Below are 12,624 nucleotides of genomic sequence, written 5' to 3'. Positions count from 1 at the left end.
GTCATACCCGCGCGCACGCGAGTGGAAGCGGCCCACACCCTCAGCACTCCGCATGGGCTCCCATGGCCGTGGTACAATTCAATCCCCGTTGAAGTTCTCGCCTGAAGCCCCCCTGGGTTCGACCCGGTCTAAAGAAAGAGCCTGAATGGATGCCATCGCCGTGGTGGGATTGGGTTGCGTCCTGCCGAACGCGCACCGCGTTTCCGATTTCTGGACCAGCATCTCCACCGGAAGGATTTCACTCGCGAAGGTGCCCGCCCGCGCGTGGGATCACTCTCTCTACTTCAGCCCGGATCGCACGATGCCGGACCGGGCCCACGCGGACGTGGGCGGCTTCATCAACGACTTCGTCTTCGATTGGCGCAAGTACAAGGTGCCGCCGGCGGACGCCCAGAACGTCCACCCCATGCAGTGGATGGTGCTCGAGGCCGGCACCCAGGCCCTCTCCGAGGTGCGGGTGCTGCCCCGGGAGACCACCGGCATCCTGCTCGGGGCCACCAGCCTGGGATGGCAGCGCGACAGCGGCATGCACATCCGGCTCGAGGACATGCTCGACGCAGTGCGCACCACGGACGAGTTCCGCGCGCTGCCCCTCACCCGGCAGCAGGAGGTGCTGGAGATCACCGCCCAGCGCCTGCGCGGTCGCCTCAAGGAGTGCAGCGACGACAACGTGGTGGGCTCCTCGGCGAGCGTGGCCGTGGGGCGCATCAACATGCAGTTCGACCTCAAGGGGCTGCACTACTCGGTGGACGCGGGCTACTCCTCGGCGCTCGCGGCGCTGGACCTGGCGGTGCGCGGGTTGCGCGACGGCGAGTTCGATCTCGCGGTGGCCGGCGGCGTCAGCGAGCTGCTCACGCCGCTGGAGTTCATCGCCTTCTCCAAGCTGGGAGGGCTGTCCTACAAGGGCCACGTCCGGCCCTTCTCGGATGACTCGGACGGCACGCTCCTGGGCGAGGGCGTGTCGCTCTTCGCCCTCAAGCGGCTGGAGGACGCGGAGCGGGATGGGGAGACCATCTACGCGGTGCTGCGGGGAATCGGCGGCTCCTCGGACGGGCGGGGCAAGTCGCTGGTGGCGCCCCGGCGCGAGGGTCAGGCACTCGCCATGCGCCGCGCGATCGAGGACTCGGGGGTGGACCCCACGAGCGTGCAGTACGTGGAGTGCCACGCCACGGGCACCCAGGTGGGGGATGCCAGCGAGGTCCAGGCGCTCGCGAGCATCTACAGCGGCGCCCCGGGCTCCATCGCGCTCGGCTCGGTGAAGGCCAACATCGGCCACCTGCGCGCGGGCGCGGGCGCCGCCGGTCTGCTCAAGGCGGTGCTGTCGCTGCACCACGGCCAGATTCCGCCGCAGCCGGGCGTGGAGCGCGTCAACCCGAAGCTGGAGCTGGAGCGCACGCCCTTCTTCGTGCCGCGCAAGGCGCAGCCGTTCCGTCCGGGCACCACGCCGCTGGCGGCCGTCAGCTCCTTCAGCTTCGGCGGCAACAACTACCACGCGGTGCTGGAGGCCTACCGGCCGGGCCACGGCCGCGCGCCCCTGCCCCGCCGCCACCAGGCCGAGCCGCTGGCCATCATCGGCATGGGCGGCATGTTCCCGGGCGCCCCCAGCGTCGAGGCCCTGTGGAAGCGGCTGCTCGAGGGCCACGACGCCACGCGCGAGGTGCCCCCCGAGCGCTGGAAGGCCGAGCGCTACTCGCACCCGGATCGCAAGGATCGCACGTACACGAAGCTGGGCTGCTGGTTGGAGAACCTGCCCTCTCCCACGCTGGAGATGCGCATTCCCCCCGCGGCCTGGGCCTCGTTGGATCCCTCGCACGTGGTGACGCTGCTGAGCGCCGAGCAGGCCCTCAAGGACGCGGGGTACGTCGCGGACAAGTGGAACCGGGAGCGGGTGGCGCTCGCGCTCGGCTTCCTGCCCTACCAGGGCATCAAGTTCCTCGCGGACACGCGCGTGCGCTGGGCGGAGTTCGCCCGCGAGCTGCGCGAGACGCTGGAGAAGTCCGGCATGCCCGAGTGGATGCGCAACGTCATCCTCAAGGGCGCCGAGGAGCGCTACAAGGCGGGCCTGCCCCCCATCAGCGAGGACAGCCTCACCGGCTACCTGGGCAGCCTCAACGCCGGGCGCATCTCCTCGCTGTATGACTTCCACGGCCCGCACATGGTGATGGACTCGGCGTGCGCCAGCTCGCTCGCCGCGCTCCACGCCGCCGCGAAGCTGCTCAACCACCGGCAGGCGGACGTGGTGCTCACCGGCGGCGTGTGGGCGGACATGTCCCCCGAGTTCTTCGTCGCCGGCTGTCGCTTCAACGCCCTGTCCTCGCGGGGCAGTTCGCCCTTCTCCGCCAACGCGGACGGCTTCGTGCCCGGCGAGGGCGCGGGAGTGCTCGTGCTCAAGCGGCTGTCGGACGCCGAGCGCGATGGCGATCGCATCCACTCCGTCATCCGCGCCATCGCCGGCTCCAGCGACGGCAAGGGCCGCTCCGTGCTGCCCCCGAGCGAGATGGGCGAGACGCTCGCCATGCGCCGCGCGCTCACCGCCGCGAACGTGCCGCCCACCAGCGTGGACTACGTGGAGTGCCACGGCACCGGCACCGCGCTGGGCGACGTGGTGGAGACCAAGTCCACCCACAACGCCTACGGAGAGGGCCGCACCCGGCCGCTGCTCATCGGCTCGGTGAAGAGCAACATCGGCCACCTCAACGCCGCGGCGGGCGTGGCGGGGATGATCAAGGTCACGCGCGCCATGCAGGAGCACCTGCTGCCCCGCTCGCTCAAGAGCGAGCCGCGCAACCCGAAGATTCCCCAGGGCCTGGAAGTGGTGACCGAGCAGCGCGAGTGGCCCGTGCCCATGGGCGGTGGCCCCCGCCGCGCCGGGGTGAGCTCCTTCGGCGTGGGCGGTTCCAACTTCCACGCCATCCTCGAGGAGTATAAGGCCCCTGCACCGCGGCCATCCGTCAAGGAGCCGGAGCCGGGGAAGAAGGAGTCGGTCAAGAAGGAGGCCGGGCCGGTGAGGGAAGCCGCGCCCATGAAGAAGGAGGAAGCGGCGGTGAAGAAGGAAGGCGAGCCGGTGAAGAAGGAGTCGGAGCCGGCCGACGCGGAGCCCCGGCTCATCGCCGTGGCGGGAGCGGACGCGCGCGCGTGCCTGGAGCAGTTGGACCGGGTGTGCGAGGCGACGGGTGCCCTGGAGGACACGCGCCGCGTGCCCGCGGGGCCCTACCGCGTGGCCGTCACGGCGCGCACCCGCGAGGAGCTGCGCAAGAAGCGCGACTTCCTGCGCAAGGCGGTGGAGACGGGCGGGGACATGGAGTTCCTCGGCCAGTCCGGCATCTTCGCGGCCGGGCCGGATGCACCCCTGCGCGGCGCGCCGGTGGCCATCACCTTCCCGGGCCAGGGCGGCCAGTACGCCAACATGCTGCGCCCGCTCGCGCGCGCCTACCCGGTGGTGCAGGCCACCCTGGACGAGGCGGACCGCGTCTACCTGCACCTCACCGGACGCACGCTCACCTCCAGCTTCTACACCGAGGACGCCAAGAGCTACCGGCAGAACGACGAGGACATCCACGCGGCCGTCTTCCTCGTCAACGTGGCGCTCTACCGGCTGCTGAGGGCCCATGGCATCCGCGCGGACGTGCTCGTCGGCCAGAGCGCGGGCGAGCTCGCGGCGCTGGTGGCCGCGGGCACCCTCACCCTGGAAGAGGGCCTGCGCGCCATCCACTCGCGCACCATGGCCGTGCTGGAAATGCCCACGGTGGACCCGGGCCAGATGGCGGCGCTCACGTGCGCCTCCGAGCAGGTGCCCGAGCTCATCGCGGGCCTGCCCGGCTACGCCACCCTCGCGGCGGACAACGGGCCGCGCGCCTGCATCGTGTCCGCGGATCGCGAGGCCCTGCCCGCCCTGGTGGAACGCTGCGCCGCGCGTGGCATCGAATGCACCGTGCTCGCGGTCTCCCACGGCTACCACTCGGCGCTCATCGCGGGCGCGCGTCCCGCCTACCAGCGGGTGCTGGAGGGGTTCGCCTTCCGCGCGCCCACGGTGCGCCTGGTGTCCACCATCGACGCGAAGGAGTATGGCGGCCGGCCCCCGCGCGACTACCCGGCCTTCCTGACGAGCCAGTTCGTCGAACCCGTCCGGTTGCGTCTGGCCCTCGCGGAAGCCCACCGTCTGGGCGCCCGCCTCTTCATCGAAGCCGGACCCAAGTGGTCTCTCACCCAATTCACCCGGGAGATCCTCAAGGGTCAGTCCCATGGTGCCATCGCATCGATTCACCCCAAGGTAGGTGACATGGAACAGTTCAAGCGAGTCATCGGATATTCGTACGTCAATGGCGTCGGGCAGCTCTCGGCGGACGCCGTGGGCGGCGAAGCCGGGGTGGAGCAGGTGCTGCTCGGACTGCCCCTGGACGGGGTGCTCGAGCCCGCCACCGCGCTCAAGGTCGCCATCGCCCTGGGCCGTGAGTTCGGCGTGGACGCCTCGGTGGCCCGGCCCGAGAACCTCGTCACCCTCGAGGCGATCATCTCCCTGGTGGAGCAGTTGCGCACGGGCCAGAGCGCGACCGGCCTCGCGGCCCCCGCCTCCCGGGAGGCTCCCGCCGCGGCCCCGGTGACCGCCCCCGCTCCCGCCGCCCAGCCCGTCACGACGGTGCAGAAGTCCATCGCGCTGGAGGAGGAGGTGCGGCGCGTGCTGCTGGACACCGTGGTGGCCAAGACGGGCTACCCCGAGGACATGCTGGAGATGGACCTCGACCTGGAGGCCGACCTCGGCATCGACACCGTCAAGCAGGTGGACATCTTCGCGCGCACCCGCGAGGCCTTCGGCGTCTCGCGCGATCCCAACCGCGCCCTGCGTGACTTCAACACCCTGCGCAAGGTCATCGAGCACATCGTCGAGCGCGTCCTGGCCACCCAGGGCGGCGCCGCCGCGGCCCCCGCCAAGGCCGCCGCTCCCGCTCCGGCCGCCGCGGCTCCGGCTCCCGTCAAGGCCGCCGCTCCGGCCCCCGCACCCGCCGCTCCGGCCCCCGCCGCGCCCGCCCCCCTCGTGGCCAGCAGCGTCCCGTCGGTGCCCACCGCCCTGGCCGCCTCGCTCAACCTCTTCGAGCAGGTGCGCGAGGTGCTCATCCGCACCGTGGTGGCCAAGACGGGCTACCCCGAGGACATGCTGGAGATGGACCTCGACCTGGAGGCCGACCTCGGCATCGACACCGTCAAGCAGGTGGACATCTTCGCGCGCACCCGCGAGGCCTTCGGCGTCTCGCGCGATCCCAACCGCGCCCTGCGTGACTTCAACACCCTGCGCAAGGTCATCGAGCACATCGTCGAGCGCGCGCAGCACGCGAGCCCGCCGGCCGCGGCGGCTCCCGCTCCGGCCGCGACGGCCTCGGCCTCGGCCGCGCTGGCCAGGGCCGCCGTTCCCGTCACCGGCTCCGAGGAGTCCACGAAGCGCGCGGGTGGTGGGGGCGGTCCGCGCTCGGTGCGCGACGCGCTGCTCGCCATGGACCTGCGGCAGGTGGGCGTGAAGCAGGACGAGCTGCGCCGGCTGGGCGAGGCGATGTCCTCGCGGGTGGGCGTCGCCGCGCCCGACATGGGCCAGGTGCGTACCCTGGGTGAGCTCGTCCAACATCTCGTGAAGGACCGCTAGTCCGTGCAACCCGATACCTCACAATACCCCCTGGTGGAGGACGTGGCCGAGGTCTTCCGCGGGGAGAGCGCGGTCGCCAAGCGCGACGTGCGCCTTCCCGTGGATCTCGACGAGGAGACGCGTCCGTTGTCCGCGTCCCTGGAGCTGGAGTTCCTCGCCGAGGTGGGCGCGCTCGTGTACCCGGACCGGGTGCTGGTGGGCATGCGGGACGTGCGCTGGTTCCTGCGCGCCCCGGTGCCCGCGGCCGCCGCGCGGCTGGTGGGGCGCGCGCGCCGGGAGCAGGATGGTGAGGTCTCGGTCTTCCTGTCCCTGGAGCAGGAGAGCAGCGAGGAGCCCATCCCCGTCTGCCGCGCCATCCTCCAGTTCGGCCAGACCTATGGGCCCGCCCCCTGGCCCCAGCAGCAACGGCAGCCCGCGCCCCGCACGGAGAACCTCCAGAACGGGCGGCAGCTCTACACGAGCGTGGGCGGCCAGGGCGACCGCGTCCCCGAGTCGCTCCAGGTCGTCTCCTGGGCCCGGCTGTGTGAGCTGGGCCGCATCCAGGGCGGGCTCATCCACCCCCGGACGCTCTCCAAGGTCCTCCCCGCCAGCCGCATCCAGGTGGCCCCCGCCGCGCTCGAGGGGGCGCTGCACCTGGTGAAGTGGCTCTGGTACGCCTTCTCCGGCGAGGGCTCGCGCGAGATGGCCATGACCGATGCCAACTGGTACCGCATGCCCCGGAGGGACGAGCGGCTGCTGTGCGACGCACGCCTGTGTGGCGCCGGCAGCGGCCTGGCCTCCTTCAACGCCCAGCTGCTCGGCCAGGACGGCATCCCCGTGCTCGAGTTGCGTGGCATCGGCATGGCCTCGCTGCCCTCCGAGGAGACTTCCCCCACCCTGCCACGCGTCACCTGGCAGTCCTTCGTCAAGCTCCTGACCCCGCGATGACCTCCTCCGCGAACATCCCCCTGGCCATCATCGGACTCGGCTGCCGGCTGCCCGGCGCCGACACGCCCATGCGCTTCATGAACCAGTCGCTCGAGGGGATGCGCGCCCTGACGCAAGCCCCGGAGGACTGGAACGCCGGCCTGCCCGTGCACCATCCCTTCGTGGGCGGCTTCGTCCCCGAGGAGGGCAAGGACTGGAAGCAGTTCCGGCTGCCGCCCGCCCACGTGGAGAAGATGCACCGCATGGAGCGCCTGCTGCACCTCACGCTCCTGCAGGCCACCCAGGACGCCGGCTACGGCCCCGACAAGAGCCCCGGCAGCCGCTGCGCCATCTTCCTGGGCTCCACCGGCCTGGGCGTGGATCTGAAGACGGATCAGGCCCTGCGCCTGCGCGCCCCCGAGCTGAGGGATCACCTCGCCCCGCTGCTGGCCCACAGGCCCGACGGCGCCCGGCTGATGGCGGCCGTCGAGCGGCACGTGGAGCAGCACGCCCCGCCCATCATCACCGAGACGGTGCCCATGACGGCCACCATGGTGGCCAACCGCCTGTCCACCCTGCTCGACACGCGCGGTGGACACCTCGCCGTCGACGCGGGCACGGCCTCGTCGCTGGCGGCGCTGCGGCTCGCCTCGCTCTCGCTCCAGCATGGCCAGTGCGACGTGGCGGTGGTGGGCGCGGTGGCGCCGCTGCTCAGCCCCTCCTCCTTCGGTCTGCTGGCCGCGCGCGGCTGGTTGGCGGAGCGCGAGCTGCTCGCGCTCGATGGGCGCTCCGCGGGCACGCTGCCCGGCGAGGGCGCCGTGGCGCTCGTGTTGTGCCGGCTCGATGACGCGCTGGCGGACAAGCAGCGCATCTACGCCGTGCTCCATGGCGTCACCGCCGAGGTGAACCTCAAGCAGGGCCTGTCGCGCCTGTCGCGCATGGTGGATCGCGCCGCGCGCGCGTGCCTGGACCTGAGTGGAGTGGAGGCCGAGCAGGTGCGGCACGTGGAGCTGCAGGCCTGCGGCGTGCCGGGCCTGGAGGATCAGGAGCTGCTCGGGCTCAAGGCGGCGCTCTCCGCGACCCGCTCCGAGCCCCTGACCTTCTCCACGGCGGCGCCCCAGGTGGGCTTCCAGCAGGCGGCCAGCGGGCTCGTGTCGGTGATGCGCGCGGCGCTGTCGCTCCACGGCAACGTGCGCGCGCCCGTGGCGGGACTCACCTCGCCCCGGCAGGGCGCGGACGGGCTGATGCAGTACCTCACCCGCCCCGAGCCGCTGCCGCCGCGCGCCTACGTGGGGGTGAGCAGCCTGGGCTGGAGCAACATGGCCTATCACGCGCTGCTCGGACCCGCCCCCGCCCGCGAGGCGTGGACGGACATCCGCCCCGTGCGCCCGGCCGTGCAGAAGTTCGCCATCGTCGGCATGGGGGCGCTCGCGCCCGGAGCGCCGGATGCCCAGGCGCTGTGGACGAACACGGTGTCCAAGGCGGACGCCATCGGTGATCTGCCGCCCTCGCGCTTCGACGTCAACCGCACCCTGGGCGCCCTCTTGAGCAAGAACGAGGTGGTGCCCCGGCTGGCCGGCACGGTGGAGATTCCGCTCGCCGAGCCGCGCTGGCTCAAGCTGCCTCCCGCGCAGGCCGCGGCGTTGGATCCTTCCGTGCCCATCTTCGTCAAGGCGGCGGAGGAGGCGCTCGGCCAGGCCGGCCACGAGCCCGGCGCGTGGAATGGCAAGCGCGTGCAGGTGGTGGTGGGCCAACTGCCCGTGCGCTACAAGGAGTTCGAGATCGAGGTGCGCTTCGTCGGCGAGCGCTACCTCAAGCTGGCGGCGCAGGCGCTGCGCGCCGAGGGCCTCACCGATGCCCAGGTGGCCCCCCTCATCGAGGCCGCGCGCGCCAACCTGGTCTCCAAGCTGCCCCCGCTGGACGAGAACACGTCGCAGTACTACTCGGGCATCGCCTGCGCGGCGCGGCTGGCCGCCCTGCATGACTTCAACGGGGGGGTGATGGCGGTGGACGCCGCATGCGCCAGCTCTCCCGCGGCGCTGCACGCGGGCATGCTCGCGCTGAGCAACCGGGACGTCGACGTCGTGGTGGCCGGTGGCGTGGCCTTCAACCTGGTGCCCGAGTACGCCGCCGCCCTGGCCGCGCTCGGCATCCTCTCGCCGCGCGGAACCTTCCCCTTCGACGATCGCGCCGATGGCTTCGTGCCGGCCGAGGGCGCGGGCGCGGTGGTCATCAAGCGCCTGGAGGACGCGGAAGCACAGAGGGACAAGATCATCGCCGTCATCTCCGGCATCGGCTTCTCCAGTGACGGACGGGGCACCAGCGTGTTCGCGCCCAACCCCAAGGGACAGGCGCGCGCGGTGGAGCGCGCCCTGGAGGACGCGAAGATCCACCCGGATCAGATGGGCCTGCTGGAGGCGCACGGCACGGGCACGCGCATCGGGGACAGCGCGGAGGCCACCGCCTATGGCGAGGCCTTCCAGTCGCGAGGGCGCGACAACCCCGTGCCCATGGGCACGCTCAAGTCGCAGATCGGCCACACCTCGTCGGCCAGCGGCATCCTCGCCCTCATCAAGACGGCCTTCGCGGTGAGCGAGGCGTACCTGCCGCCCATGAACGGCGGCGAGTTCCCCAAGGCGGAGATTCCCTTCGACAAGCTGCCCATCGCCCTGTCGCTCGAGGGCCGTCCCTGGCCGGCGCCCCGGGAGGGCAAGCGCTACGCGGGGGTGAGCTCGTTCGGCGCCGGTGGCACCAACTACCACGTCATCCTGGAGGAGCACGGCAACGTCCACCGCAAGCCCCAGACGGTGGATCCCCAGAGCCTCACCTCGGGCCATCCCCTGCCCAGCCGCGGCCTGTCCGCGCAGCGCTGGAGCGTGGACCTGGTGCCGCTGGCGCTCTCGTCGGAGAAGCGCTACCCGCTCGCGGGCCGCAAGCTGCTGCTGCTCGGGGACGAGCCGGGCCTGGTCGCCGCCTTCAGCCGCCTGCTGGTGGGCAAGGGCGTGCGCCTGGCGACGGTGCAGGTGTCGGGCCTCACCGACGCGCTGGAGGTGGAGCGCCGCGTGCGCATGGCCAGCGCGGAGCTGGGGGGCGCGGATGGCGTCATCGACCTGGGCGCCTTCGGTCCGGTGGAGTACTTCCTCACGCTGGGCAGCGCCCGCTTCGCGCGCCGCATGGCGGAGACCACGGCGCGCTGGCACGGCACCGGCCGCGCGCTCTACGAGCGGATGCGCGACGCCAAGGGGCGCAACGCCTGCTACGTGGCCGTCACCACCATGGGCGGTGACTTCGGCTTCGTGGGCGATGGCGGCAACGTGATGGGCGGCGCGCTCGCGGGCTTCCTCAAGGGGCTCAAGCAGGAGCTGCCCTCCACGGTCGTCAAGACGATCGACTTCGAGCCCCGCGTGTCGCACTGGGTGGTGGCCGAGACGGTGGCACGCGAGCTGGAGGAAGGCAGCGATCGCACGGAGATCGGCTACCTGGCGGGCCGCCGCTTCGTGGTGGGGCTGCGCCGCTCGGACTTCTCCCTGGAAGACAACACGGTGCTGCGCCGGGTGGACCCGAGCTGGGTGCTGCTCTTCTCCGGAGGCGGGCGTGGCGCCGTCTTCGAGGTGGCCAAGGCGGTGGCGAGGCTGGGCCCCAAGGTGATCGTCACCGGACGCACCCCCGCGCCCACCGGAGACGAGCCCTACCTCGCGCTGGACGACAAGGACTTCGAGACCTTCCGCAAGGAGGAGATGGTGCGCCGCAAGAAGGCGGACCCCTCCCTCACGGTGGTGCGCTTCAACGAGGTGTTCGAGTCCTACGTCCGGGCCCGCGAGCTGTGGCGCAACCTCCAGGAGGTGTACGCCCAGGGCCTGTCCATCGAGTACGAGACGTGCGACGTGCGCAACGCCGCGGACGTGCGGGCCATGGTGGACCGGGTGCGCGAGTACCACGGCCACATCGACGGCATCGTCCACGGCGCCATGGTGGAGTCCTCCAAGAGCCTGCCCGACAAGACGCCGGGCATCGTGGCCTCCACCATGGAGGTGAAGGTGCTCGGCCTCATCAACCTGCTGGAGGCCACGCGGCGCGATGACCTGAAGCTGATGATGTGCTTCGGCTCGGGCGCGGGCCGCTTCGGCAACAAGGGCCAGACGGACTACAGCGCCGCCAACGACTTGATGAGCAAGTGCGCCATGGCGTACGCGCACCGGGCCCGGCCCCACATGCGCTGCGTCACCATCGACTGGACGGCGTGGGAAGGCGTGGGCGCCGCGGCGCGGCAGATGGACGTGGTGCAGAGCACCGGCGTGTCCTTCATCACCCCGGCGGAGGGCGCCTACTGGTTCATCAACGAGCTGATGCTCGGCCGCTCCGAGCGCGAGGTGGCCATCTTCGACGAGCGGCTCTTCCGCGAGTGGCCCTTCCTGGGTGCCTCCGCGGACGGCCCGGACGCGCGCACCGTGTATGACGACCGCGGCTTCCTGCTCGTGCGCTCGGACTACCCGATGCTCGACTGCGTGGAGCGCCATGACGCCGAGGGCCTCATCGCCACGCGCACGTTCGACCTGAGGACGGACCCGTTCGTGCTCCAGCACCAGTTGGACTCGGTGCCCATCATGCCCGGCACCTTCGGCTTCGAGATGCTGGGCGAGACGGCCTCCCTGTTCCGCCCGGACCTGTCCGTGCTGCGCGCGGAGAACCTGCGCATCGAGACGCCGCTCAAGTTCTTCAAGGCCCCGCTCACCGGCGAGCGCGCCAAGGGCAAGCCCGTCCACGTCACCCTCACCGCCAAGGTGCTCAAGCGCCAGGGCGACGAGCTGACGCTCTACGTGGAGTCCAGCAGTGACCTGGCGCTGGGCGGGCGCTCCGAGCAGACCCAGCGGCGCATCCACCAGCAGGGCATCTTCGTGCTCGGGCCGCCGCCTCCCGCAGAGGCCAGCCAGGGCAAGCTGCCCGAGGCGCTCCCCGGCGCGCGCGCGCGCTCCATCTTCCACCTGGCCAAGGAGCCCTTGTACCTGGGTCCGCTCTTCTGCCGCGCCGAATGGGTCTACGTGGGCGAGCGCGAGGTGGAGGGCATCATCCGCGCGCCCCGGCAGCGGGAGATCTTCACGCACGTGGCGCGGCCGCGCTTCCAGTTGGATCCGCTCCTGCTCGACGCCGCCTTCCAGGTGGCGGCCAACTGGGACGGACACCACAACAACCTCGTGTCGGTGCCCATGGGCGTGGACCACCTGGTGCGCGGGCGCCAGCGGCGGCTCGGCGAGTCGGGCCACGTCAAGGCGCGGATGATGCGGGTGGAGGGCGAGGACGTCATCTACGACTTCGAGGTGCGGGGCGAGGACGGCGCGCTGCTCTTGGGCGGCAGCGGACTGTGGTTCCGGCGGCTGCGCCGGGGTGAGCAGCGGAGTGCGGAGGGCTGAGCGGCTCCAGCTCCCCGGCGGGCGGGAGCTCTTCCTGGGCTGGGCCGAGGTGGGGGCGGAGGACGACGCCGCCCTCTCCGGCCTGGAGCGCGAGGGGCTCGCCCGGTGCCGCACGGCCAAGCGGCGGCGGGAGTTCGTCGCGGGCCGGCTCGCCGCGCACCGCGCCCTCGAGCACCTGGAGCCCGGCGCCCGGGCGGAGGTGACGGCGCGCGCCGAGGGAGCCGACGCGGGCCGCCCGGTGCTCGTGCCCGAGCGGGGACTCGCGCTGTCCATCTCCCACTCCACGGGCCTGGCGGTGGCGGCGCTCGCGCGCGGCGGCGCGCTGGGCGTGGACCTGGAAGAGCGGGTGGAGGTGGGCGAGGCCTTCCTCGAGGAGGCCTTCGCTCCGGGTGAGCGCGCGGGCTACGCCAGCGTGTGCGGGGCGGAGGTGGATGCCACCACCGCCGCCTGGGCGATGAAGGAAGCGGTGCTCAAGGTGTGGGGCGTGGGGCTGCGCGCCCCCCTGCAGAAGGTGGCGGTGCGTCCCGTGCTGCTCCACGCGCACGCGGGGCTCTTGGCCCTGCGGGTGAAGCTCGACACGTGGGATCTGCCCCCGGGGCTCGGCGAGCCCCCGTCCGTCCTGGACGCGCTGCTGCTCACGGACGGCACGGGGCGGGTGCTGGCGGCCGCCGGCTGACG

At 72.1% G+C, this 12,624-nt stretch carries 4 protein-coding genes; all 4 read left to right on the top strand.

The features are described from left to right. Positions 1-145 precede the first annotated feature (145 nt). Genes CYFUS_RS09190 through CYFUS_RS09175 form a run of 4 tightly spaced genes read left to right on the top strand, consistent with a single transcriptional unit; the run spans position 146 to position 12,622 of the window. Positions 146-5,632 carry a type I polyketide synthase gene (locus CYFUS_RS09190; RefSeq protein ID WP_095984882.1) on the top strand — a complete coding sequence of 1,829 codons (5,487 nt, stop codon included), beginning with the start codon at positions 146-148 and terminating at the stop codon, positions 5,630-5,632. A gap of 3 nt (positions 5,633-5,635) precedes the next feature. Continuing rightward, positions 5,636-6,559, top strand: a complete 924-nt coding sequence (locus CYFUS_RS09185) for a hypothetical protein (protein WP_095984881.1) — start codon at positions 5,636-5,638, stop codon at positions 6,557-6,559. Further along, positions 6,556-11,946 carry an SDR family NAD(P)-dependent oxidoreductase gene (locus CYFUS_RS09180; RefSeq protein ID WP_095984880.1) on the top strand — a complete coding sequence of 1,797 codons (5,391 nt, stop codon included), beginning with the start codon at positions 6,556-6,558 and terminating at the stop codon, positions 11,944-11,946. Before CYFUS_RS09185 ends, CYFUS_RS09180 begins: the two co-directional genes overlap by 4 nt. After that, positions 11,933-12,622: a 4'-phosphopantetheinyl transferase family protein gene (locus tag CYFUS_RS09175; RefSeq protein WP_157758349.1), complete on the top strand. Its 690-nt coding sequence runs from the start codon at positions 11,933-11,935 to the stop codon at positions 12,620-12,622. The genes CYFUS_RS09180 and CYFUS_RS09175 overlap by 14 nt, the downstream gene beginning before the upstream one ends. The last annotated feature ends 2 nt before the right edge of the window (positions 12,623-12,624 follow it).

The organism is Cystobacter fuscus (assembly GCF_002305875.1).
GTDB classification, from domain to species: Bacteria; Myxococcota; Myxococcia; order Myxococcales; family Myxococcaceae; genus Cystobacter; species Cystobacter fuscus_A.
Note: the sequence above shows the minus strand (reverse complement) of the source record. Positions and strands in the feature narration are given on the sequence as shown.

Coding starts and splice junctions, on each gene's coding strand:
- CYFUS_RS09180 (WP_095984880.1), top strand. CDS start 6,556: ATGACCTCCTCCGCGAACATCCCCCTGGCCATCATCGGACTCGGCTGC.
- CYFUS_RS09190 (WP_095984882.1), top strand. CDS start 146: ATGGATGCCATCGCCGTGGTGGGATTGGGTTGCGTCCTGCCGAACGCG.